The organism is Photobacterium sp. DNB22_13_2 (assembly GCF_052873915.1).
In genome coordinates, this window is record NZ_JBNNXU010000011.1 from 1 (window position 1) to 23,485 (window position 23,485).

23 protein-coding genes are annotated in these 23,485 nt (G+C 49.0%); 14 read left to right on the forward strand and 9 right to left on the reverse strand.

Features of this window, described 5'->3' with window-relative positions; genetic code table 11:
- Positions 1–345: 345 nt before the first annotated feature.
- Entirely contained in the window at positions 346–1,254 is a 909-nt protein-coding gene (locus ACVA58_RS16085) for a glycosyltransferase family 2 protein (protein WP_446511427.1), read from the reverse strand.
- Between the two features lie 148 nt (positions 1,255–1,402).
- On the opposite strand from ACVA58_RS16085, the gene ACVA58_RS16090 reads away from it, so the two are divergent.
- The 14 genes from ACVA58_RS16090 (at position 1,403) to ACVA58_RS16155 (ending at position 17,889) form a co-directional block, all read left to right on the forward strand.
- Positions 1,403–2,542 carry a glycosyltransferase gene (locus ACVA58_RS16090; RefSeq protein ID WP_446511428.1) on the forward strand — a complete coding sequence of 380 codons (1,140 nt, stop codon included), beginning with the start codon at positions 1,403–1,405 and terminating at the stop codon, positions 2,540–2,542.
- Positions 2,539–3,936: a lipopolysaccharide biosynthesis protein gene (locus tag ACVA58_RS16095; protein WP_446511429.1), complete on the forward strand. Its 1,398-nt coding sequence runs from the start codon at positions 2,539–2,541 to the stop codon at positions 3,934–3,936. The genes ACVA58_RS16090 and ACVA58_RS16095 overlap by 4 nt, the downstream gene beginning before the upstream one ends.
- Positions 3,929–5,260 (forward strand): O-antigen ligase family protein, encoded by a 1,332-nt coding sequence (locus ACVA58_RS16100; protein ID WP_446511430.1) that lies wholly within the window; start codon positions 3,929–3,931, stop codon positions 5,258–5,260. The genes ACVA58_RS16095 and ACVA58_RS16100 overlap by 8 nt, the downstream gene beginning before the upstream one ends.
- The gene (locus ACVA58_RS16105; RefSeq protein ID WP_446511431.1) at positions 5,244–5,939 is read left to right on the forward strand and encodes an acyltransferase; all 696 of its coding nucleotides are present in this window, start codon (positions 5,244–5,246) and stop codon (positions 5,937–5,939) included. Before ACVA58_RS16100 ends, ACVA58_RS16105 begins: the two co-directional genes overlap by 17 nt.
- A gap of 1 nt (position 5,940) precedes the next feature.
- Positions 5,941–7,068 carry a glycosyltransferase gene (locus ACVA58_RS16110; RefSeq protein WP_446511432.1) on the forward strand — a complete coding sequence of 376 codons (1,128 nt, stop codon included), beginning with the start codon at positions 5,941–5,943 and terminating at the stop codon, positions 7,066–7,068.
- A gap of 177 nt (positions 7,069–7,245) precedes the next feature.
- Positions 7,246–7,515 (forward strand): hypothetical protein, encoded by a 270-nt coding sequence (locus ACVA58_RS16115; RefSeq protein WP_446511433.1) that lies wholly within the window; start codon positions 7,246–7,248, stop codon positions 7,513–7,515.
- Positions 7,512–8,954, forward strand: coding sequence for a GumC family protein (locus tag ACVA58_RS16120; RefSeq protein WP_446511434.1), 1,443 nt, complete (start codon positions 7,512–7,514; stop codon positions 8,952–8,954). Before ACVA58_RS16115 ends, ACVA58_RS16120 begins: the two co-directional genes overlap by 4 nt.
- On the forward strand, positions 8,951–10,027 hold the full coding sequence (locus ACVA58_RS16125) for a glycosyltransferase (protein ID WP_446511435.1): 1,077 nt from the start codon (positions 8,951–8,953) through the stop codon (positions 10,025–10,027). The genes ACVA58_RS16120 and ACVA58_RS16125 overlap by 4 nt, the downstream gene beginning before the upstream one ends.
- 11 nt (positions 10,028–10,038) lie before the next feature.
- Positions 10,039–11,853 (forward strand): sugar transferase, encoded by a 1,815-nt coding sequence (locus ACVA58_RS16130; protein ID WP_446511436.1) that lies wholly within the window; start codon positions 10,039–10,041, stop codon positions 11,851–11,853.
- Between the two features lie 55 nt (positions 11,854–11,908).
- Positions 11,909–12,223, forward strand: coding sequence for an STAS domain-containing protein (locus tag ACVA58_RS16135; RefSeq protein WP_446511437.1), 315 nt, complete (start codon positions 11,909–11,911; stop codon positions 12,221–12,223).
- Position 12,224: 1 nt separating this feature from the next.
- Positions 12,225–13,019, forward strand: coding sequence for an OmpA family protein (locus tag ACVA58_RS16140; protein ID WP_446511438.1), 795 nt, complete (start codon positions 12,225–12,227; stop codon positions 13,017–13,019).
- The gene (locus ACVA58_RS16145; RefSeq protein ID WP_446511439.1) at positions 13,016–15,691 is read left to right on the forward strand and encodes an SLBB domain-containing protein; all 2,676 of its coding nucleotides are present in this window, start codon (positions 13,016–13,018) and stop codon (positions 15,689–15,691) included. The genes ACVA58_RS16140 and ACVA58_RS16145 overlap by 4 nt, the downstream gene beginning before the upstream one ends.
- Positions 15,688–16,380 carry a hypothetical protein gene (locus tag ACVA58_RS16150; RefSeq protein ID WP_446511440.1) on the forward strand — a complete coding sequence of 231 codons (693 nt, stop codon included), beginning with the start codon at positions 15,688–15,690 and terminating at the stop codon, positions 16,378–16,380. Before ACVA58_RS16145 ends, ACVA58_RS16150 begins: the two co-directional genes overlap by 4 nt.
- Positions 16,381–16,413: 33 nt before the next feature.
- Positions 16,414–17,889: a response regulator gene (locus tag ACVA58_RS16155; RefSeq protein ID WP_446511441.1), complete on the forward strand. Its 1,476-nt coding sequence runs from the start codon at positions 16,414–16,416 to the stop codon at positions 17,887–17,889.
- A gap of 54 nt (positions 17,890–17,943) precedes the next feature.
- On the opposite strand, the gene ACVA58_RS16160 is transcribed toward ACVA58_RS16155, so the two are convergent.
- From ACVA58_RS16160 to secY, 8 genes are all read right to left on the reverse strand, one after another.
- Positions 17,944–18,924: a glycosyltransferase family 4 protein gene (locus ACVA58_RS16160; RefSeq protein ID WP_446511442.1), complete on the reverse strand. Its 981-nt coding sequence runs from the start codon at positions 18,922–18,924 to the stop codon at positions 17,944–17,946.
- Between the two features lie 96 nt (positions 18,925–19,020).
- Positions 19,021–19,407, reverse strand: coding sequence for a 50S ribosomal protein L17 (rplQ, locus tag ACVA58_RS16165; protein WP_107349872.1), 387 nt, complete (start codon positions 19,405–19,407; stop codon positions 19,021–19,023).
- A gap of 33 nt (positions 19,408–19,440) precedes the next feature.
- Positions 19,441–20,430 (reverse strand): DNA-directed RNA polymerase subunit alpha, encoded by a 990-nt coding sequence (locus ACVA58_RS16170; RefSeq protein ID WP_107349871.1) that lies wholly within the window; start codon positions 20,428–20,430, stop codon positions 19,441–19,443.
- A gap of 23 nt (positions 20,431–20,453) precedes the next feature.
- A complete protein-coding gene (gene rpsD / locus ACVA58_RS16175) occupies positions 20,454–21,074 on the reverse strand; it encodes a 30S ribosomal protein S4 (protein WP_107349870.1) in 621 nt (206 codons plus the stop codon).
- Between the two features lie 32 nt (positions 21,075–21,106).
- Positions 21,107–21,496 carry a 30S ribosomal protein S11 gene (gene rpsK / locus ACVA58_RS16180; RefSeq protein WP_005370963.1) on the reverse strand — a complete coding sequence of 130 codons (390 nt, stop codon included), beginning with the start codon at positions 21,494–21,496 and terminating at the stop codon, positions 21,107–21,109.
- 21 nt (positions 21,497–21,517) lie between these two features.
- On the reverse strand, positions 21,518–21,874 hold the full coding sequence (rpsM, locus tag ACVA58_RS16185) for a 30S ribosomal protein S13 (protein WP_107349869.1): 357 nt from the start codon (positions 21,872–21,874) through the stop codon (positions 21,518–21,520).
- A 145-nt stretch (positions 21,875–22,019) separates the two neighbouring features.
- Positions 22,020–22,133 (reverse strand): 50S ribosomal protein L36, encoded by a 114-nt coding sequence (rpmJ, locus tag ACVA58_RS16190; RefSeq protein WP_000868186.1) that lies wholly within the window; start codon positions 22,131–22,133, stop codon positions 22,020–22,022.
- 23 nt (positions 22,134–22,156) lie between these two features.
- Positions 22,157–23,482 carry a preprotein translocase subunit SecY gene (gene secY / locus ACVA58_RS16195; RefSeq protein WP_107349868.1) on the reverse strand — a complete coding sequence of 442 codons (1,326 nt, stop codon included), beginning with the start codon at positions 23,480–23,482 and terminating at the stop codon, positions 22,157–22,159.
- Between the last annotated feature and the right edge of the window lie 3 nt (positions 23,483–23,485).

The following is a 23,485-nucleotide window of genomic DNA, read 5'->3' on the forward strand; positions in this document are numbered from 1 at the left end:
TTCATTGATAATTCTTTTGTTGACTATCATTTCACGAGTGCCCACACAGATTGCATGGTCAAATTGTTAAAGAACAAAATATTCAACTGATTATCAACCTCTTAGCGAAGAGTAATCTCGTTGAACAGGGCAGCCATTCTATCCAAACAAATTTTAGTGTCAAACACTTTTTAAAATTTATTTTCTTGGCTAATTCCCTTACCGCTAGGTAGTGGGCTTTTCAGCGCCGCTCTCCGTGTCGGTGATGCGGCATTATAGGGAGAGAATAATTATTGGCAAGCATAAAAATAAAAATAAACACCGACCGAACAAAAAACAAACCATACAATAATAACTGGATTGTTTTTAGGACAACATGTTCAATATATCTCGACCCGCCGCTTTTACTCTTTGCTTACAGGGCTGCAGACAAAGCACGGCGAGCTCCTGACAGGCCGAAATATGATAGGCTTTTTTCAATCGGTTGTACTCTGCTTTTCCTATCACCCAACGTAAATATCCCGCGAGAAGAGCTGCAGGGTGCTTGCTGACTTTAGCCCGGTGCTTGTTCAATATCATCTTCATCGCATTAAGACGCTTATTATGATCCCGGCTTATCGCATCCGCTCTATCCGAAATGTAGTGGCATAAATTAATATGAAGAACCCCGATCGCCCCTTCCTCTGCTACTTTTAGCCACAAGTCCCAATCAGAGGCCGACTTTAAACTAGAATCAAACCCTCCCACCTCAACCAAGACCTTTTTTTTCACCATTACAGTACTGGTACCCACCACATTTTCGGCAAAGAGTAATGGTGTAAAAAAAGGAAAAACAGACACAGGTCCGGGACTGAGTTGTTTGCTAAAACGCGGCCAGTAGTCAAAGCATCCAATAATTGGCTGACCCGCTTCGGTCATATGCATGTAGTCGGTAAAACTGCATACCAGTTCAGGATAATGCTGATGCAGTGATAACTGTTGAGATAATTTGTTTTCCAACCAATAGTCATCAGCATCAAGAAAAGCTACCCACTCATTGGAGCAATGTTCAATCGCATGATTTCTTGCTTGCGATGCCCCTGCTCGTTCAGTAAAGAGTAATTTCACATCGGCCTGCTGCGCCAACCACTCGCGCGAACCATCATTCGAACCATCATCAACCACAATGATCTCAACTGATACACCTTGTTGCCGGATACTCTCTATCGCCCTTGGCAAGGTTAGTCGACAATTGTAGTTAGGGATCACCACACTCACCGTTGGTTCTGAGCTCATCACATCCACCTCTTGGTTGTCTTAGTCATTATCCCAATGCAATCGACACGCCAACGCGTGTTGGCATCAATATTGGATAGTTAAAGTGAACAGGCAGAGCACAACATATTGCACAGTATGTTTGGTCGGTAACAGTGAGGATGGAGCAATGAAAAAAATTGGTTATGTGATCCCCGTATTTCCAACGCTATCCGAAACATTTGTTGGGGTAGAAATAAGGGCAATGAAGGCACTGGGACACTCGGTTCAGCCGTACGCCTTTAGCCCAGGACAATATTTCCAACCAGCGGATGAAGAACTTAAACAGCACTGCCGCTATCTTTCCTCTGCTCCCAAATATCCAATAACGGTGCTAGGGAATGTTTTCCGATGTCATGGTTTTCTCAGCCAGCAGCGTGGGTTTACCTACTTGTCACTGCTACGCCAAGGGTTGCAACTGGCTCACTTGGCTAAGAAAGACAACTGCGAGCATCTTCACGCCCACTTTGCTTGGCACAGCGCCGCAACGGCGATCGTCGCGGCCAAACTACTCAATATTCCAGTCTCTTTTGTTGGCCACGGTGCAGACATTTACGCCACACCGCAAGACATTACCAGCAAGCTACAAGCCGCTGATTTCATCTGTGCTGTTACCAAAGAAATGCAAATTGAACTGCAAGCTGCAACGGAGCGTCCAGTTTTGCATATACCTTGTGGAATTGATTCAACCCTATACCCGCCTCTAACGTCAGATTGGAGCCCCCAAAAAGACTTTTTATTTATCGGACGACTGGTTGAGAAAAAGGGACTGGACACCCTGATCACTGCATTAAGCCAATTGCCCCCTGACGCCTCCTTGGACATTGTCGGTGATGGCCCACTATTGCCTCAGTTAAAACAGCAAGCCCACCAGCAGGGGGTCGCGTCCCAAGTTCACTTTCTCGGCCGTAAAGAAGCAGCCTGGTACCGACAGCATGCCAATGACTATAAAGCCTTGGTCGCTCCTTTCACTATCGCCCCCAACGGCGACAAAGACACCGGCCCACTGGTTATCAAGGAAGCCATGGCGTTGGGACTACCGGTCATCACAACTGATCTAGCCGGTTGCAGTGAAATCCTTGAAAACCAATATGGTCATCAGGTTCCGATGAATGATCACATGGCCCTGGCACAAGCGATGGCAGCTCACCGACTCGAGCCTGCCACCAAACTCACTGAGCTTCGAGAAAAAGCGTTCAATCGAGTCATGGAGCATTTCACCGCCCTCTCTCAAGCCAAAAGGCTGTCAGCACAGGTGGACGCATTATGACTCCAGCCCTGACCATGGCGGTATACGCTATTGGCTTGATCAGTAGCAAGCTTATAGCACTAGCCCTGCAGCCTTTTGTGACCCAATGGTTGGGGGCCGAACAGTTTGGTCGGCTGGATGTACTAGTCGCCTTGGGCAGTTTACTGACATTGATCATGTCTTTTGGGATCAGTGATGCCATTTACCGTTTCGCCCACGAACAGCATGATCAAGACGCGATTTTCCGCAGTGCACTGGGACTTCTCCTTACTATCGCAGGCGGGTTAACGATTATCGCCCAGCTAACAGTACCTTGGTTGCAGCAAGCTCTACCCGGCGAACCGCCCTTATTTGCCTTACACTGTTTGCTCACGACCCTGTTTCTCAACACCCTGTGCTGTGTCCCTCTGGCTATCTTGCGGATCCGCAATGAAGCCAAACTCTTTGTCACGGCGCAAATCGTATTCGCCCTTATTCAGGGCTTAGGCGTCATGCTGCTAGCCCCTCATTATGGCGTTGATGGGATAATGGCTGCCGGACTCGTCGCCCAGATAGTGCAAGTGATTGTCTTAGCCAAACACTTCCCATCTCCCAGATTGGGCCACATTAGACTTTTTTTACGATATGGCCGGGCGATTACCCTCTCGGGCATACTTAGCTTTGTGGTTCTCGGTGCGGAGCGCTGGGCAATCGCAGACACATTAGGGCTGAGCCTATTGGCGCCGTACGCCGTCGCCATCCAGTGGGCGATTGCGGCAAGTTTGTTACTCGAACCTTTTGGCCTGTGGTGGTTTCCCAAACGTTTTGGCTTAATTAACACTGCAGAAGATCGCCAGCAAGCCGCGGAAATCAGTGTAATAGGCTGCCAGTTAAGTTGTTTGGTCGCAGCTGGGATCATTACCGTCGGTTCACGATTCTTACTTTGGTGGCTACCTGATGATTTTCACGCCAGTGCCGATATGCTGCCAATGCTCGGTATCATGGTGATGTTCAAGCATGCCAGCACCTTACTCAACATCGGTTGCTACCATCAGAAAGACGGCAAAAGCGTGGTGCTTATCGGCATATTCAGTGCTTGCTGCGCCTTGGGTATCTTATTCTTCATCCTTCCCGAGTATGGCCTTTTCGCATTTATTGGAGCAGGTATTGGGCTTCAACTGTTACGCCTAAGCTTGTTCTATTACTACAGCCAATACTATCTGCACCTGCCCTATCCGCTAGGCCGACTTGCAACCAGCTATGGCCTGATAACTTTATTACTGACGGCTCATTATCAGTTGACCCCAGCCTACGAAGTTATATGCACTCTGCTGTTAATTAGTCTGATTGTCTGGCCTTGGGGAAAAGCAAAGCTTGCCCTGAGCCGGCAGAAGAAGCTTGATAATTCACTGAGAGCGGCAGAACACTATGAATAGGCTGAACCAGTGGCTCCTCGCCCTCACCAGCAGCGGACTGATATTCTTTTTCTGGATGTCTCAGGGCAACTTGGTGCTACTGGTAAGCCTGCTTTTTGCTCTGCCTTTTGTCATAAACCAGGCATTCCTCATTTGTGTTGGATTTATTATTTTTTCCTACTTCAGGATCCACGAAGCCTTTCCTCTATTAATGCCACTGAAGATCCCCCAGCTCTTAGCCTTGGCGAGCCTCGCCGGGCTTGGGTGGCAACTGTGGTTGCAAAGAGAGACCATCAATTGGCACAAGTTACAAACACTGTTCTTGCTGTTTAGCGCCTGGGTGTTGGTCTCTTGCCTTTGTGCAAGCAATCGTGGTGAGGCTTTTGCCAGTTTTAATGGCAACTTTATCAAAATCGTTATTATGGTTTTCGCTATTAGCTGGCTGCCACAGCGACTACCGCAGCTGAAAATCATTCCTTATCTTCTCTTGCTCAGTGGCCTGTTAATCGGAGGCTTGGCTCTGTTCAACAAAACCAATGGTATTGGCCTCGTCGAGGGAACTCGCGTCACCATAGGTAGAGATATCGGCTCGATGCTCGGCGACCCCAACGATTTGGCTTTGGTACTTCAATTCCCCGTCTCATTTGCTATGGCTTACAGTTTCTACGGCCCCAAGTGGCAGCGAGCTTTATCCATCGTCGTGCTGATTATCATGATCATGAGTGTACTAGCGACCCAAAGCCGCGGTGGATTATTGGGTATCGCCTGCGTGGTCTTTGCCATGGCCCTGATGAAAAGCAGATCGATTGTGTTACCAACCATCATCAGCGGGATCGGGTTATTGGCATTGATGCTTCTCGCTGGGATCAGTGACCGCAGTTCAGGCGGAGCCGCAGAGTCAGGGATTGATGAATCAGCGATGGGGCGAATTTATGCCTGGCAAGCCGCCTTTAATATGGCCGTCAGCAACCCATTCACTGGCGTTGGCCTCAACAACTTCTATTACAACTACTATTTTTACTCACCACACTGGGATGGCAAGAATCACGCAGTGCACAGTACCTGGCTCCAAATCCTCTCTGAAACCGGGTTTGTAGGGTTGGTACTATTCCTGCTAATGGTTATTGGTGCCCTGCGTGTCAGTTACCAGCTTCTCAAGCGGCTTGAGCATCATGAAATGAAGCCATTGGCACAAGGGCTGTGGCTCGGCACCTTATCATTTTGTGTCAGTGGCACCTTCCTTACCCAAGGCACCACTTGGCCCCTGTACATTTTGATCGGGTTACTACTAGCTTTAGACAGGCTCACCCTGAATCAGGAGGCAAATTATGCGCGCACTCGTTAAGGCATATCTGGCACCCAATCACTTCGCCATGTTGAAAAATGTAGTTCAACGACTACGTGGCAGCTATATACCTTGTATTCCGCTTTTACATCATGGTTTGTATCACTTGCATTTAACTATGAAGCAAAGTCTTCATTGCATTTTGCAAAAAGGCTATTTCACCCCAATGTTTATCTCTCGCCTGGCTAACCGCCCCCGCCACTTGCACCTAGACTGTGGCATGCCGCAAATCCTCGGCCCATTAGATATTCATTTAGGTGAAGAATGTCGGCTATCAGGTATAGCAACATACTGCGGGCGGGCATGGGGGGAAGTTACCCCTCGGCTTATCGTGGGTAACAATGTCGATATCGGTTGGCAGAACACCCTAGCAGTCGGACGGACTATTCGTATAGATGACAATGTCAGGCTTGCGGGTAAAGTTTTTCTCGCCGGGTTTCCCGGCCACCCGTTAGACCCTATAGCCCGTGCCCAAGGCAAACCGGATACCGAGCAGCAAATCGGGGATATTCATCTTTGCCGCAATGCCTGGCTTGGCACTGGCGTGATGGTGATGGCCGGAGTCACGATTGGGGAAGGTAGCGTGATCGCCGCAGGTAGCGTGGTGACTAAAAATATTCCCGCCGGAGTACTGGCTGGCGGCAATCCAGCGAAAGTCATTAAACAGTTGGAGTATTAACATGGAATTTCTCGTTTTTGGCGAAGACTGGGGCCGCCATCCCTCCAGCAGTCAGCATCTATTGCAGGCTATCGGGCAGCACTATGATGTTCACTGGATCAACTCTATCGGCTTGCGCCAGCCAACATTGAGCCACCGAGATCTAAGGCGAATGTGGGAAAAAGTGACTACGCGAAGCAGCAAAACTGACACGGCACAAAGCGCGCACACTGAGAAGCCCACCACTGTCATCAAGCCATTAGTGTGGCCAATGGCGCAACATGCAAAACTCAAAGCACTTAACAACCACCTGTTGAAAAGGCAACTATCAAAAAAAACATACCGCCGTGTCGTATGGGCCGCGCTGCCAAGTGCCGTCGATTACCTTGATATCTGTGATAGTGACTTGGTGGTTTATTATTGCGGGGATGACTTTGCAGCGCTTGCAGGAGTGGATCATCAACTGGCCATCACAGCCGAGCAGCGTCTTATTGCCCGGGCTGATATTATTTTTGCCTGCAGCCCAGCCCTAAAAGCAAAGTTTCCTGCCAGTAAAACCATTCTGCTACCACACGGCGTACATTTGTCGCAATTTGCGAAACTTACCAACGCTCCAAAAGATGTTGACCTATCCCGACCCAGTATTGGTTTTTATGGCAGCCTGAATAACTGGCTTGATCAAACACTGATTACCAAGCTTGCCAAGGCTCGGCCCAATATCAATTTCTACTTCATCGGTCGTCAAGATTGCGACATCGAGATGCTACGCCAACAACAAAACATCATACTGCTGCCTGCTAAACCCCACCACCAGCTCGCCAGTTACCTACAGCATTGGACCATGGCGATCCTGCCTTTCATTGACAATGAGCAGATCCGGGCATGTAACCCGCTAAAACTCCGTGAATACCTGGCTGCTGGCTGTCCGGTGATCAGCAGCAACTTCCCGGCGACCACCCCCTACCGCTCTGTCATTACCACTGCCACCAGCGAAAACGAATGGCTAAATGCGATAGACCGTTACAGTCAATGGACTCCTTCACAAAGGCAGGGTTATTCGAAGCGTGCCTATCAAACGGTCGTCAATGAGAGCTGGGAATGCCGTGCCTCGCAAATCATTGATACGCTTAAACAAAGGTTATCCAACTAAATTAATGTCAATTATTTCAGACGCCGGCTTACAATTTATCTAACTTCGGGCACTTTTTTTGCTACCAATAAGTAAAGTAGCAAATTGAAATGACCGAGGGACAAAATGAAAAAGATATTAATAGCTATAAGTTGCCTGTTGATATTTGGCTGTGCGTCACAGCCCAAGCAGACAACTTTGACACTATTTTTCAGCCCTGAACAAATATCACTGACTGCAGAACAACAGCGCAAGATCAGTGGATTTTTAACCGATAATCCCTACCAGCAGCTTGTCGCCAAAGTGGCCCCGGCAGATTTGAGCAATCCGTTTGAGGCTCTATTGCAAAGTCAAAAGCGCATTCAGGCCGTCAGCAAGCTATCAAATAGCCAGAACATCCCACTGCATCTGGAGTATGATCCCGACCAGACTGCCGATACCCTGATATTACAAAGGCAGTCACCATGAGAGCCCAACTCTTTGCCAAGCTGTACCCGCTTTTGCAGGCCCTGTGGAATCATCGCTACCTGCTCTTACTGCCGATGTTTATCATGCCGCTACTCATGACTGCAGGCGGAGCGGTAAAGGCCAAGCGCTATTATGCCCAAACCACGATACTGGTACAGGAGGCTGCAATGCTAAACCCGTTCCTGGAAGATTTATCTATCTCGATGAATCTTCAAAAGCGGATAAAAGCACTGCGGGTATTACTCCATAGCCAGTTTGTCCTCGAACAGGTTGCTATCGAACTAGAGCTAGCGCCAGCTCATAACCCAAGCCAAGTCAGTGCTGTAGTCAGCCAACTCAACAGCAATCTCAGCGTCAACTTGATCGGTAATGACTTGGTTCAGCTGGGCCTGAACTGGCACACCCCTAAAGAGATGCCAGGGATCCTAAATAAGCTCTCCGAGTTGTTCCTCGATAAACTCCGCGCTCCCGGCCGCGCGTCGATAGACGGTTCCGAACTTTTCCTTCAGCAACAGCTCGAATCAACCTTAATCGATTTGGAAAATGCTGAGAGTGCCCTGGCTACGTTTAAATCAGACAATGCCGGCAACTTACCCCAACTACAAGGAAGCCGGATCCAAAATGACGCCCAGATAAACACCCTGATCCAGGAAACCAGGCTCGAGCTGCTCAATGCCCAAGCCAAACGGGATAACTTCTATAACCGTCTCGCCAGTACCAACCCGGTTGTCGGTATGCTCGAAACAGAAATAGTCAAAGCCGAAGCCGAGCTGGCCATACTCAGAGCCAGTTACACCGACCGCCATTCCTCGGTAAAAGCCGTCGTTCGCCAGCTAGATCGCCTGAAACAAGAGCGCGCACGCCTTGTTGATCAACAACAATCGCTCAATGCTCAGGAGGTTGGTCAGCTCTGGCAGCGCATTGCCAGTAACACCCAGCAACTCGATAACCCCAATCAGCCAATCCTGATCAGCCAATTCGAACAGCTACAACAGGCGGAAAGCCAAATACAATCGCTTGAGGGAGAGCTTGAGCTATTGGAGTCCCAGGCTACACGCCTGCAAGATAAACGTGCCGAGTTTGCCCAACTGGAAAAAGAGCTGACCGTATTGCAGCGCAACTATGACGTTAAGGCCAAAATATACAACCAACTGCTCGAGCGTTACGAGATGGCCAAAGTCACCGGCCAACTCGGACGCTTCGAAGAGCCTGACAAACTCAAAATCATTGCCCGTCCCAGCATACCGAGCCAACCGCTGAATTGGCCTTGGTGGATCAACTTCACTATGGGCATCTTTGTCGGCTTGGGGCTTGGGTTATCACTGGTTTGCGCCGTGCAGTTGCTAGACACCCGTCTGTACCAAAGTGGGCAGATTGTCCGCTTGGCAAAAGCCCCAGTATTAATTCGCATCCCCCACTTTTCCGAGGAAACGTCATGACTACCACTACCTTGCAGGTTGTCCAGCACTTGAGCCCCGGCGGTATTGAACGATTGGTACTCAACCTGGTGCGATTCGCTTCTCCTGAAAATCAGGTATATGTTGTTGCGCTAGAAGGCAATAAAAAGCAGGCAATCGAACAATGGCCCGAATTGGCACCGCTAGCAGAACAGCTATATTTCCTCGAGAAACCTCACGGTCGCGATGTCAAAACCGTTTTCAAATTACGACGGCTTATCCGCACGTTGCAAGCCAAAGTGATTCACTCCCACCATTTGGGACCACTACTCTACAGTCGCGCAGCCAGTCTCGGGCTGAAAGGGATCACCCACATCCAAACCGAGCACGACAGCTGGCACCTTGAGGATCCTAAGCAGCGGCTACTCACCCGTAGCCTGCTGGCTGGAAGCAACATCCAGCTTGTTGCCGACGCTCCCCGTATTGCCGATCACCTAAAATCCCAAGGGATCTCTGCTGATCATGTGATTATCAATGGGATCGATACCCAGCACTATGTGCCAGGCCAGGCTAATCAAGCAAGACATCAGCTTCAGCTTCCTACCGACAAATTAATCATTGGCTGTGCTGGGCGTTTAGTACGAGAAAAAGGGATTGATACATTGCTAGAGGCATTGGCAGCATTGCCCGAGAGTTATCATGTCGTCGTCGCTGGTCACGGCCCTGAGCGAGTTCAGTTAGAACACCTGTCGCAGCAACTAGGACTTACCGGGCGAGTCCATTGGCTGGGGCGATGTGACAATATGCTTAACTTCTACCATGCGATTGACCTGTTCTGTATGCCATCTCGCCAAGAGGGGCTTCCCCTTGCACTGCTTGAAGCCCAAGCCTGTGGCAAACCTGTTATTGCCTCCGATGTTGGCGGGATCCCCGACTTAATCTGCCCTCACAGCGGTCACTTGATCCCAGCGGAGCACCCTACTGTACTTGCCAAAGCCTTGCACGACAGACTTCGCACACCCATCCATGATTGCCATCAAACCACCCAATATATTCGCCGCCTAGCCGATGTCCGGGAAATGACGGCCTCCTATGAGTCGCTTGCTAACAGATAAGGGAAATCACCATGACTATCAGTTGGATTGTATTAATCGCAATGACCATAGTGATTATCTATCACCACGTCATCTATACCGGGTTGATGATCTGGTTAAGCCGAAAAACACCCATAACTACTGAGCAACCGCCCGGAGACAACGAGTCGCCCTCTTGCAAACCGGCAGGCTTACCCTCGATTGCGATTCTCATTCCCGCCCACAACGAAGCTGACTTTCTCGAAGCTAAACTTGCCAACCTATTGATGCTGGATTACCCGCCCGAGAAGCTCTCTGTTTGGATTTGCTGTGATGGTTGCAGTGATAATACCGCAGAGCTAGCCCTAGGTTGGCAGGACAAATATGCCGAGGCTGGTATTCAGTTAGAGTGTATCGTTGAGACGAACAATAAAGGCAAAGTTGTGCGCATCAATCAGCTACTCAGCTTGGTGAAAGACAAGGTTGATTTAATCGCCATGTCCGATGTCTCAGCATTGCTCTCCATTGATGCCCTAGCCCAAGCAGCCGAAAGCTTTACTGACTTAAAAATAGGCGCCTTGACCTGTAACTACCTATTGGCCGAAGCCTCCAGTGGTGAACAGCAATACTGGCAATGGCAAAACTCGATTCGCCAAACCGAATCGAAGCTCGGCAGTGTTATGGGAGGCAACGGGGCCTTCTATATAGTCCGCGCACCACTATTTTCCTCTTTACCTGAAGATACCATCAATGATGACTTCATCCAGACGATGCTGGTGATCAAACAAGGCTACCAGGTTCTATTCAACCACTATATCAACAGCGTCGAGCTCTCTCCTTCCACCGAGCAAGATACCTATCAACGCCGACAGCGGATTGGTGCCGGTAACCTGCAACAGTTGCTCCGCTGTCGCTTCGTGTTCCGCCATGCCCATGATGGCGCGCGCTGGCTATTTACCTCCGGCAAAGCTCTGCGAACACTGATGCCATTCACCTTGATCGGCTATTTCCTCTTATCTTTAGCCTTGGCTATCCAAGGTTCAGGGCTTGCTCAACTCTTAACAGCCCTGCAAGTCACCGGGTATTTAGCAGCCACCTTGCCCCTGCTAGGTATCCACAACAAGCTAACTGATAAGCTGCACTATTTTGTCAGTGGTTATTTCGCGTCATTGGTCGGTATGCTTCGTTATTGCATGGGCCACTTTCGCACAGGCTGGCGCCACCTGCCTCCAATATCAAGCTACCAGGCCCAGTCGACCCAACTGCTCAAGCGCATCAGTGATATCTTACTGGCCACAACCGGTATGGTTTTGACCTTGCCGCTGTGGCCGTTGATTGCCCTACTGATCAAACTGGACTCCCCAGGTCCGGTGTTCTACCGCCAAATGCGAGTGGGTCGGATCAGCGAGGAGCAAGTTGAGCTGTTTGATGTCATTAAGTTTCGCTCCATGTCCCATAACGCGGAGTCAGCATCAGGCGCAACCTGGGCTCAGCAGAATGACCCCCGTATTACCCGTATCGGTAACTTTCTTCGTGTCACTCGGCTAGATGAGCTGCCCCAGTTCATCAATGTTATCAAAGGAGACATGGCGTTGATCGGTCCAAGACCAGAACGGCCAGAGTTTTGTGGCACTTTGCAAAATGCATTGCCATTTTACCTCGAGAGAACTGCCGGCTTGAAACCCGGGATCACCGGTCTGGCCCAAGTCAGCCAAGGTTATGATAGCAATTTGGAAGACGTCAAAAGTAAAATAGGCTTTGATCACGCTTATGCCTTAGCCCTCAGCTCACCTCTACAGTGGATCAAAATGGATCTGTTCATTATTTTCAAAACCATTTACATCATGGTGAGCAAACGCGGGCAATAGTTGGCATAGCACTTGTATTAACAAAGGAGGAACATCAACAACCAAAAGGCCAGTTATGAATCAAGCAGTCAATAACACCAATATCGGTCTGACACTTCAGAATGAATTTGATGCCCACTTAGCCAGACAAATGGAGCCAGAGTTTGAAACACTCAGTCAAACCGATAAAAATGAACTGATCATCGATATGACAGAAGTACAATTTATTGACTCCTGTGGAATCGGTGCCATTGTTTTCTTATACAAGCGGTTAAAAAGCCGAGGAAAAAGCTTACGCCTGCTCAATGTGAACGGCCAACCGCGCCAGCTGATGAAAATGTTACGGATTGACAAGGTGATCCCTTTGATCACCTCAGCGGAGTTATGTTGATATGGGAAAACTCTCAAGCCTGCTAGTGATACTGATGGCCAGTGGCTGCACCACATGGCCTACCACCGGTGATACGCCTTATTCTGCACCAGATGTCGATCAATGGCATGAGCTTGAGCACCACACTTTTGAACTCCAACTGCTGGCAACCCGCGGGGCCAAGCTATGCCTGCCGGGACAATACCAGCAGCTTGCCAATCTTCATGATCAGGCAAACCAAGAAGCCAAGGCTGGCTTCGCGGACGATGCCGATATCACCTTGCTTGCCTATCAAACTCAGTTCGCCAAAATGCAACGCCAAATGGACTGGCTGGAGCACCATACAGAATGTTTGGATACCCGCTATTCCGAGATACAGCTCAGGGATCAATTCCTATTGCTGATGCGCGTAGACAACCAGTTTGCATTTAACCGCGCCAAACTACTACCCGATTACCAAAATGCATTGCGTCGTGCCGCATCAATTCTAAAACGCCAAGACCATTGGCAGCTCCAGTTAACAGGGTATACCGACACCATTGGCACAGAGTTGAGCAATTACCAACTAGGTATGCGGCGCGCCGATACGGTGCGGCGATACCTTATCGAGCAAGGGGTAGACTCCCACCAGATTTCGATTTTCAGTGCAGGAGAAAAAGAATCGTTTGAGGACCCTCGGTCAAGAACACAACGTCTTAGCAACCGTAAAGTGGATGCCAGAGTGCTGGTCGACCATCACACGCGGGCACCACATCGGGTGTATTCACTCAGTGACTGGCATGCCGTCAAAGAACAACTGAGTTCGGGATCGCTATGAGCAGGTTTTTGCTACTCCTTTTCCTCATCATTACCCCGCCAGTCTGGGGAGCAAACCTAACAACCGGAGATCGGGTCTTTCTCCAGCTTCCGGGGGAGAATGATTTCGATGAGCCATTCACCATCGACGATCAGGGGCAAATCCGGCTACCAGAAGTCGGCCTGGTGCCAATTGCCGGATTAAGCCTGCCCCAAGCTGAGGAGCTATTACGCGAACGGCTCAAAACGATTTACCGTAACCTCGACGAATTTAAACTCAGTATTCTTGAGCAAGTTTTGCGGGTACAAGTCCTCGGTTATGTCGAGGAGCCCGGCATGATTTCACTCAAGCCAGGCGCCAATGTCCAAATGGCAATTTCCGCGGCAGGCGGTGCCCGTCCCGGTGCCCAATTAGATCAATTCAAGCTGATACGAAACGGTAATTCCCAGCAGTTCAATTATAAGGCCTATCTCGATGCTGGCGACCCAACCAAACTCCCAGCACTGCAAGGTGGCGATACCATTTTTGTTCCAACCTCGCCACTGCTCGGTAATGTCGAGGTCGATTTTGACGCCGCTTCGTTAACAAAAGGGGGAGATGCGGATGAAGAGCAAGGGATCACCATTTTCGGTGAACTGCGCAATCCCGGTACCTTCAGCTTCAAGCAGGGTATGACGGTAGTCGATGCACTAATGCGTGCTGAGGGGGTTACCCGCTATGCTGATGTGACAAAAATCCGAGTGATCACCGATAACACCCCCTACCTTTTTGATCTAAAAGCCTACTTAGATACAGGCGTAACAAAGGATCTGCCGCCGGTGAAACCCGGCACGACCATCTTTGCCCCAATAGAAGTCGAAGATATCAATACGACTTCCCGTACTGTCTATGTCATGGGTGAGGTTAAAGCGCCTGGCGCCTACGAAAGCTCGCCGGGAACCGGCTTCATCGATGTGCTGGCCAATGCGGGAGGTCCAACTCGATTTGCCGATACCACTCAAATAAAGCTACTTAGCAATACAAAAGCTTCAATGACAATCAACCTTGTCAAATATACCCAAGCACCGGCTCTGTACCCTTTGCCTGACATGATGCCGGGCGATGTCATCTTCATTCCGGAGAAAATCGACTTCAATGAAAAATCGTGGCTTAAGGTTACCAACGATCGCGCCATCAAAATTATCGGTGCGGTCAATAACCCCGGACGCTTTGAGTGGAATGACACCATGGGTTTTATGGATCTGCTGGCCCATGCTGGCGGTCCGAAGCAGCAGACGAACCTGTCGAACATTCGTATTGTCCGCGAGAATGCCAAGGCGGATGAACAAAGGGTTACCACCTTCGACTTTTTAGCATTCACCAAGCAAGGCAAACCCCAAAGTCAACTGCCGCAGCTACAAGCGGGTGACACCATAATCTTTGATGAGCTACCTCACGATCCAACCGATAACAAAGCCAGCTGGTTGCGTCAGTCAGCACAAGACTCTATCTACATTTTCGGCCAAGTTGGTGCCCCTGGACGATACGCCTTCAACAGCGAACAAGGATTCCTTGATATTCTCTCCGCCGCCGATGGGCCGACTGGTGAAGCGGATATCCAAGATGTACTGATCACTCACCGTAATGGTAAAACCACCAAGGTGACCCGATTCAACCTTGCTCGCTACTTCAAAACCGGTAATGAATCCTTGCTGCCCAAAGTGGTTGCCGGTGATGTCATCTTCTTACCACAGGTCGATACGGTTGCCGATACCGAGGCTATCAAAGTCATTGGAGCAGTAAAATCTCCCGGCCGCTTCAACTGGAATGTCAGCATGACCTTCCTGGACGTGTTAGCTCTATCTGGCGGGCCACTGCAACAGGCAAACATCACCAATATTCGGATCATCAAAGAGAACCGCCAATCACGAGATAATGTGTTGTACTTTGACTTGGATAACTTTATCAATGAAGGAGGGAGCTTTACCGCCCTACCCCGACTGACTGCCGGTGATACCATTGTTATTGATGAACTACCGCACGATCCTACCGACAACAAATCCAGCTGGATCCGCCAATCCGCCGATGACTCGATTTATGTCTTTGGCCAAGTTGGCGCACCGGGGCGTTATGCCTTCAATCGCGAGCTGGGCTTCCTTGATATCCTTTCTGCAGCCGACGGCCCCAATGGTGATGCCGATCTACGCCAAATTCGCATCAGCCACCGTAATGACAGTACAGCCCGAGTCACCCGCCTTAATCTATCGATGTATTTCGATACGGGTGACGAAACCTTGCTGCCCGAGATCGTTCCCGGTGACGTTATCTATGTGCCTAAACTGGAAGGAAACTGGCTCGATAAGCCAGCAGAGCAAGTCGTCCGACTCATGGGCTCTGTCAACAAACCCGGTCGTTACCCGTTCAACAGCCAAATGAACATCCTCGATTTGCTGGCCGAAGCCGGAGGCCCTTCTGACAGTGCCTATATCGAGCGGATCATGATAGTGAATACATCATGTTGCGGTGATAAAGCCCAAACTTTCAACCTGCGCGACTACGTCATCGATCCGGCCAGTTATCCTCTCCCGCTTTTACGCCCCGGAGATACCGTTTATGTCCCCAACCTCAATGATTCCGTCGGCGAGCAATGGCGTAAGGGCCTGAGGGATGTACTGGGGATCTTTACCTTGATAGCCCTAGGAGCAGCATTATGAAACCTTGGCTTAGTGGAGAATATGATCAACTCTTTCACCAGATCCATCAACGTAATGCCCGGGTGATCACCTTGGCTGGCGCATCAAGCCACTGTGGGACTTCAACCCATTGTAACTGGCTGGCACGCCGCTGTGCCGAAGATCACAAAGTATTGTTGGTCGATCTGGATCTGGCGGGTTCAGGGCAAGGCTATTCCTCTCGACCTTGGTGTAGTAATGGCGAGGGGGAGTCGGAGGCGATACTCCAACTGACAGAACAACTAGACTTACTCCCACGCCCAAGTAAAGAACAAACCATCTTAGAACTGCGCCAACCGAATACCTTTCAGCAAGCACTTGAGCGCTGGAAGCAGGATTACCATTATATCCTTTGTGATGTCGGCACCATGACCAATACCAATTGGCGAAACCTACCGATCAATGCGCTTAGCCATGCCAGTGATGCAACCATCCTCTGCCTCGCCGCCGCCCAGACAACAGAAAGTGAATTGCTGACCTGCGTCAGCAAACTTGAGCAGAACGGTATTACCTTACTGGGTACATTAATCAATGATAAGTCCAACCCATCATTAGCAGAAGAAATCATCCGGGTATTAAACGGCAAGGCGCGATGGATACCGCTCAGCCTCAAACGTAAACTGGTCGAATACCTGCAAAGTAGCCCGCTATTACAAGGCAAATATCAATAGCAAGGCCACATGCCATACCAAGGATGACACCACATGAATCAGGTTCTGTTCCAACGTCAGTTTGATCTTAGCTACGAAAGCCTTGCCCACATCCGCCGGGTACTGGATGACAGAGCCTCGGCACTGCAGTTAAGTCCCGACTTGATTCAAAGTATCAAGTTAGTCTGCAGTGAATACTGCGCCAACTTACTCGATCACCAACATATGCCCGCGACTCTGTGCACCATCAGCTATGGTAAGTTTGCGGGGCAATACCGGTTCGCCATTACCGATAATGGCTCACCGTGGCCCGCGCAAACCCAACATTTATCCGATGCGGTATTACCGGACTCACCTTGTGAGTCCGGAATGGGGCTTGCCATCATAAAGGCGACATTCCCTGACTTTAGTTATCAAATCTTACATGATCACAACAAGATAGAGTTTACCCTTCCATTACAATCCGCCAGAAAGCACCTTGTTATTGTCGATGACAGTCGCAGTCAGCTAACTATGCTGACCAGTTACCTTGAGCAAAACTATCAACTCTCGATTTTCAGTCAGGCTGATGATGCACTGAAGTGGTTGAGCACCAACCACTGTGACTTAGTCCTCACCGACCTATGGATGCCGAACATCAACGGGTTGGAATTCCGCCGGCAGGTTAGTCATCTCCGCCACCACCGCTTGTTACCCTTTATCTTTCTCTCTGGTGATAACTCATCGGACACCATGTCAGCCGTCACCCAATCGGGAATAGATGACTTTCTAGCTAAACCCATCAACAAACGACACCTTCTGCAAGTGTTGGACCGGGTACTCAAGCGACACAATCATTTGCTCGATGCATTTGAAGACAACCTGCTGCAGCGGCTCGAGCATGCAACCCCATTAGGGGCTGATCATCAAACAACAACAACATCAATAACGGTAGGGAATATCAACGTCCAGTTAAGCCGCGAGCCTGAGATCAGCGGAGACTTTTTTATTCATCAGACACTGGCAGATGGGTCGGAGATGATGATCCTCGGCGACTTAATGGGGCATGGCATCGTCGCAAAAGCCAACGGTGGAATGTGTTACGGTTTGATCCAGGGACTCCTTCTCAACCCAGACCAGACACCAGCGCAATTTTGCAAACAACTCAATCAGCACCTCTACCACGTTCAGTCCAACAACCTGGTGTGCTTGCTTGTCATTCATCTCAGTACAAAAAATACCGTTACTCTCTACAACGCCGGAATGCCAAAGCCAATTCTTTGCGATACAACCTGCCAACACATTGATGAGACAGTGGGGTTATTAGGACTATTTGACACGCTGCAAATAGAAGCCTGCCAGCTAACGATGAATGAAGGTCTTAGTCTACACGGCTACAGTGACGGTATGTTGGAATCAGCGTTACCCGCTAAGGAGCGGAAGATCATGGCGCGCATGTCCATTGAAGAGCGCCATCAGTATCTATGGCAGCGCAACCCTGACAACCATGAGGATGATCGCACCTTAGTTACGCTGAGCTGCAAACACTAACTAGCGGGCTAAAACACATTAGACCAATCTGGATAACTCGCTGATCTAGGGCTACTAGGCTAAGCGGTAGATCTGAGCCAGTTGCTGCCAACATGCTTCACCACTAAAGTGGGTTTTCACTCGCTGCTGTTGACACTGTGATAACAGCAACCACTGTTCGTCACCCGCGCCATCGAGATCAATAACCATCTGACTGAGAAATGACCAATTACTTTCTGCAGTTAAACACCCTTCATCGAGTAATGACGGCATCTCACCAACATCTGTTGATAACACCACCACACCATGTGCCATCGCCTCAAGTGCGGCCATCGGCATACCTTCAGCCCGCGAGGGAATTAGCAGCACGTCTAGCTGTTGCCAATAAGGCGTCATCGAGGGAACTGCGCCGTGCCAAGTCAACGCTTGACCATCAAGAAGGTGGGCTTGGTCACCATCACCGAAAACATGACAGTCACTGTTCGGTAATTGCTGACTGAGTGAAACGAAGCGATCGATCGCTTTTTCATAACTTAGCCGACCGACAAACCCCACTTGCAGAGTTGTGTGGCGTTCTCGCTTTATCATTTCCTTTTTGCAACGAACAAAATTGCGTACTAATTCGCAACGAAATGGCTGCTGCTGCCTGATTTTATCGCTAACAGCTAGGTTATAAGACAAGCATCCACTGTAGCGGTTAAGCCATTCATAGCAGGCTAGCTTTCCCGATACCGATTCTCCTGCATGGAAGGTCGTCACGAGATGAAAAGAAGAAAACAATGAACATATACGCGAAATGATAGAAGCTTTATAGCCGTGGGCATGAACAACATCATCAGCCGTCAGATGACGAAAAAAACCAATGACAGATGAATCAGATAGAAAACGATATGGGATCTGAAGAAGGTTGAGTTGGTTGTACTGCGGGTGTGAAGGGTAATAATGGAGAAATACAACCTCAACCCCGGTCTGTTGTGATTGAAGCAACGCGGCTAACTGCTGGATATGGCTTTCAATACCACCAAAGCCGGAGCTGTCGACAAACAGGTAAATCATACATTCGCTTCCTTGTTGTTTGGGATAACAAGAAAATCTATGCAAAAAAAAAGCCGAGTCTAAGACTCGGCCTCTTCTTATTTAACGCGCTTTTGCTTATTCAGCAGCAGCTTCTTCCTGAGCTTCAGGACGATCTACTAGCTCGATATAAGCCATAGGGGCTTTATCGCCAGCACGGAAACCGCATTTCATAATGCGAGTGTAACCGCCTGGACGCTGAGCAAAACGTGGGCCCAGTTCGTTAAATAGTTTCGCAACAACTTCGTTATCACGAGTACGTGCGAATGCAAGACGACGGTTAGCAACACTGTCGGTCTTAGCTAGGGTAATCAATGGCTCAATTACGCGACGCAGCTCTTTTGCCTTAGGCACGGTAGTCTTGATAAGTTCGTGACGTACCAGAGAGCCAGCCATGTTGCTGAACATCGCTTTGCGATGGCTGCTGTTGCGGTTGAGTTGACGACCACTCTTACGATGGCGCATGACCTAATCCTTCTAACTAGATATCAGTAACTATTAATCTTCAGCAATTGATGCTGGCGGCCAGTTTTCTAGGCGCATGCCTAGAGAAAGACCACGTGATGCCAGCACGTCTTTGATTTCTGTCAAAGACTTCTTACCAAGGTTTGGAGTCTTAAGAAGCTCTACCTCAGTACGCTGAACGAGATCACCGATGTAGTGGATCGCTTCTGCTTTTAGACAGTTAGCAGAGCGAACAGTTAGTTCAAGATCGTCTACAGGACGCAGTAGGATCGGATCGAACTCCGGCTTCTCTTCTTTCTCTTCAGGAACACGTACATCACGAAGATCTACGAATGCATCCAGTTGCTCAGCTAGGATAGTAGCTGCACGACGGATAGCTTCCTCAGGATCAAGTGTACCATTTGTCTCCATATCGATAACTAGCTTATCAAGGTCAGTACGTTGTTCTACACGTGCTGCCTCAACGGCGTATGCGATACGGTCAACTGGGCTGAAAGTTGCATCAACTAGCAGACGACCAATTGGGCGCTCATCTTCTTCAGTGTGAATACGAGCAGACGCTGGTACATAGCCACGACCACGCTCTACCTTGATGCGCATGCTGATATCAGCATGATCATCAGTTAGGTGGCAGATTACGTGCTCTGGGTTCGCAATCTCAACATCACCGTCGTGGGTGATGTCACCTGCAACAACAGGGCCTGCACCAGATTTATTCAGAGTAAGGATAACTTCGTCTTTACCCTCAACCTTAACGGCCAGGCCTTTAAGGTTTAGAAGGATCTCAAGAATGTCTTCCTGTACTCCTTCTTTGGTGCTGTACTCGTGTAACACACCGTCGATTTCTACTTCAGTTACGGCACAACCCGGCATTGAAGATAGAAGAATGCGACGTAGAGCGTTACCAAGAGTGTGGCCGAAACCACGCTCAAGCGGCTCAAGAGTTACTTTTGCATGCGTCGTGTTAACTTGTTCAATATCAACAAGACGTGGCTTAAGAAATTCTGTTACAGAACCCTGCATTGTGTCCTCTCTTAACTATAGCCTTACTTAGAGTAAAGCTCGACGATCAGGTGTTCGTTGATGTCGGCAGACAAATCAGAACGTTCTGGAAGGCGCTTGAAAGTACCTTCTAGCTTGCTGCTGTCTACTTCGACCCAAGTCGGTAGTTCACGCTGAGTAGCAACTTCTAGAGCTGCTTTGATGCGTGCTTGGTTCTTAGCTTTCTCGCGAATGCTAACAACGTCGTTTGCCGCTACCTTGAAAGAAGGAACGTTTACGACTTGACCGTTAACTAGGATCGCTTTGTGGCTTACCAGCTGACGTGATTCAGCGCGTGTTGCACCGAAACCCATGCGGTAAACTACGTTATCTAGACGACCTTCAAGAAGCTGAAGCAGGTTTTCACCTGTGTTGCCCTTAATGCGAGCTGCTTCTTTGTAGTAGTTACGGAATTGCTTTTCAAGTACGCCGTAAGTACGACGAACTTTTTGTTTCTCGCGAAGCTGTACGCCGTAGTCTGATAGACGACCGCGACGAGCACCATGCACACCAGGTGCATTGTCGATTTTACACTTGGTATCAATCGCGCGCACACCAGACTTAAGGAATAAGTCTGTGCCTTCGCGACGGCTAAGCTTCAGCTTAGGACCCAAATATCTTGCCATGTTCTTTCTCCAGTTTTCCTAAAAACGAAACGTTATACGCGACGTTTCTTAGGTGGACGACAACCGTTATGAGGGATCGGAGTCGCATCAACAATGTTAGTGATACGGAAACCCGCTGCGTTTAGAGCGCGGATAGTTGACTCACGACCAGGACCAGGGCCCTTAACCATAACTTCTAGGTTCTTAACGCCATATTCTTTGGCCATTTCACCACAACGCTCAGCAGCAACCTGTGCAGCGAACGGAGTAGATTTACGAGAACCGCGGAAACCTGAACCACCTGCAGTTGCCCAAGATAGAGCGTTACCCTGACGGTCAGTAATGGTTACGATTGTGTTATTGAAAGAAGCATGGATGTGCGCAACGCCATCTGCTACTTGCTTGCGTACGCGCTTACGCGCGCGAGTTGGTTGTTTAGCCATTGTACTCTCTACCTTACCCGATTATTTTTTGATCGGCTTGCGCGGACCCTTACGGGTACGAGCGTTGGTTTTAGTACGCTGTCCACGTAGTGGTAGACTGCGACGATGACGAAGACCACGGTAACAACCAAGGTCCATTAGACGCTTGATGTTCATGGAAACTTCACGACGTAGATCACCTTCTACAGTGTACTTAGCTACACCATCACGCAGTAGATCGATCTGCTCTTCAGTTAGTTCACTGATCTTAACATCTTCAGCAATACCCACTTCAGCTAGAATAGCTTGAGAGCGAGTTTTACCAATGCCGTAGATCGCTGTTAGAGCGATTACAGAATGTTTTTGATCAGGAATGTTAATGCCTGCAATACGGGCCACTATTCACTCCTAGTACTTTTCAAGAATAACCGCTGCAAAGCCCGTCTAGGATACGCAGCGGTGGAACAATTCTTTTGCACACACAAAAGATTGGTTGGCTAATTTAGCCAACCTACCTTCAATTTGCAAGAAATATTTCTGCTAATTAGCCTTGGCGTTGTTTATGCTTTGGCTCACTGCAAATTACACGCACAACACCGTTGCGCTTGATAACTTTACAGTTACGGCAGATTTTCTTAACGGAAGCACGAACTTTCATTGCTAAACTCCGTAATTAGGATCTTAACGGCCTGAGCCCTTAAGATTAGCCTTTTTCAAAACAGACTCATATTGTTGAGACATCAGATGTGTCTGAACTTGAGCCATGAAGTCCATGATAACCACAACTACAATCAGTAGTGAAGTGCCGCCAAAATAGAAGCGGACGTTCCATGCAATCATCATAAACTCGGGGATCAGACAGATAAAGGTGATATATAACGCACCAGCCAATGTCAGGCGTGTCATCACTTTATCTATATATTTCGCGGTCTGCTCTCCCGGGCGAATACCAGGTACGAACGCACCAGACTTCTTCAAGTTGTCAGCTGTCTCGCGAGGGTTAAACACCAACGCGGTATAGAAGAAACAGAAGAAAATAATCGCAGCAGCATAAAGCATCACATAAAGTGGCTGACCTGGGCTGAGTGCTAGCGAAATATCACTTAGCCAACCTAGGTTTTCATTCTGACCGAACCACTGAGCCAGTGTGCCCGGAAACAGAATAATGCTTGATGCAAAAATCGCTGGAATTACCCCTGCCATGTTGATTTTCAACGGCAAGTGAGTGCTCTGCGCAGCAAAAACACGACGGCCTTGCTGACGTTTGGCGTAGTTAACGACGATACGACGCTGACCACGTTCCATGAACACTACGAAGTAAATGACAGCGAAAGAAATCACTGCAATCAATAGTAGAAGAAGTACGTGCAATTCACCTTGACGCGCTTGCTCCACTGTCTGTCCAATAGCTGGCGGCAAACCTGCAACGATACCAGTGAAAATAATCACAGATATACCGTTACCTATGCCACGCTCCGTAATCTGTTCACCCAACCACATCAAGAACATGGTACCGGTAACCAAACTGACGACCGCAACAAAGTAGAATCCAAGGCCAGGGTTAATAACCAGACCCGGAATCATACTTGGTAACCCCGTTGCAATACCAATTGCTTGGAAGGTTGCCAAAACAAGCGTGCCGTAACGGGTGTACTGGCTAATCTTACGACGACCAGACTCCCCTTCCTTCTTCAACTCGGCTAATGCCGGGTGAACAACCGTTAGCAGCTGGACAATGATCGATGCCGAGATATACGGCATGATACCCAGTGCTAAGATGGAAGCACGCTCAAGTGCACCGCCAGAGAACATGTTAAACAGTTCAATGACGGTACCCTTTTGCTGTTCGAACAGATCGGCAAGTACAGCAGCGTCAATACCAGGAATAGGCACAAAAGAGCCTGCTCGGAAAATTAAGATAGCACCTAAAACGAATAATAGGCGAACCTTAAGCTCTGCTAGGCCACCTTGGGCGCTACGAAAATCTTGTCCTGGTTGTTTAGCCATCTG

Bases quoted from the DNA above. Each gene is read 5' to 3' on its own strand.
- rpsK (WP_005370963.1), bottom strand. From the start codon at position 21,496: ATGGCTAAACAACCAACTCGCGCGCGTAAGCGCGTACGCAAGCAAGTA.
- ACVA58_RS16120 (WP_446511434.1), top strand. From the start codon at position 7,512: ATGAGAGCCCAACTCTTTGCCAAGCTGTACCCGCTTTTGCAGGCCCTG.
- ACVA58_RS16155 (WP_446511441.1), top strand. From the start codon at position 16,414: ATGAATCAGGTTCTGTTCCAACGTCAGTTTGATCTTAGCTACGAAAGC.
- rpsD (WP_107349870.1), bottom strand. From the start codon at position 21,074: ATGGCAAGATATTTGGGTCCTAAGCTGAAGCTTAGCCGTCGCGAAGGC.
- ACVA58_RS16130 (WP_446511436.1), top strand. From the start codon at position 10,039: ATGACTATCAGTTGGATTGTATTAATCGCAATGACCATAGTGATTATC.
- secY (WP_107349868.1), bottom strand. From the start codon at position 23,482: ATGGCTAAACAACCAGGACAAGATTTTCGTAGCGCCCAAGGTGGCCTA.
- ACVA58_RS16140 (WP_446511438.1), top strand. From the start codon at position 12,225: ATGGGAAAACTCTCAAGCCTGCTAGTGATACTGATGGCCAGTGGCTGC.
- ACVA58_RS16085 (WP_446511427.1), bottom strand. From the start codon at position 1,254: ATGAGCTCAGAACCAACGGTGAGTGTGGTGATCCCTAACTACAATTGT.
- ACVA58_RS16105 (WP_446511431.1), top strand. From the start codon at position 5,244: ATGCGCGCACTCGTTAAGGCATATCTGGCACCCAATCACTTCGCCATG.
- rplQ (WP_107349872.1), bottom strand. From the start codon at position 19,407: ATGCGCCATCGTAAGAGTGGTCGTCAACTCAACCGCAACAGCAGCCAT.
- ACVA58_RS16150 (WP_446511440.1), top strand. From the start codon at position 15,688: ATGAAACCTTGGCTTAGTGGAGAATATGATCAACTCTTTCACCAGATC.
- ACVA58_RS16160 (WP_446511442.1), bottom strand. From the start codon at position 18,924: ATGATTTACCTGTTTGTCGACAGCTCCGGCTTTGGTGGTATTGAAAGC.
- ACVA58_RS16170 (WP_107349871.1), bottom strand. From the start codon at position 20,430: ATGCAGGGTTCTGTAACAGAATTTCTTAAGCCACGTCTTGTTGATATT.
- ACVA58_RS16095 (WP_446511429.1), top strand. From the start codon at position 2,539: ATGACTCCAGCCCTGACCATGGCGGTATACGCTATTGGCTTGATCAGT.
- ACVA58_RS16145 (WP_446511439.1), top strand. From the start codon at position 13,016: ATGAGCAGGTTTTTGCTACTCCTTTTCCTCATCATTACCCCGCCAGTC.
- ACVA58_RS16125 (WP_446511435.1), top strand. From the start codon at position 8,951: ATGACTACCACTACCTTGCAGGTTGTCCAGCACTTGAGCCCCGGCGGT.
- ACVA58_RS16110 (WP_446511432.1), top strand. From the start codon at position 5,941: ATGGAATTTCTCGTTTTTGGCGAAGACTGGGGCCGCCATCCCTCCAGC.
- rpmJ (WP_000868186.1), bottom strand. From the start codon at position 22,133: ATGAAAGTTCGTGCTTCCGTTAAGAAAATCTGCCGTAACTGTAAAGTT.
- ACVA58_RS16100 (WP_446511430.1), top strand. From the start codon at position 3,929: ATGAATAGGCTGAACCAGTGGCTCCTCGCCCTCACCAGCAGCGGACTG.
- ACVA58_RS16090 (WP_446511428.1), top strand. From the start codon at position 1,403: ATGAAAAAAATTGGTTATGTGATCCCCGTATTTCCAACGCTATCCGAA.
- ACVA58_RS16135 (WP_446511437.1), top strand. From the start codon at position 11,909: ATGAATCAAGCAGTCAATAACACCAATATCGGTCTGACACTTCAGAAT.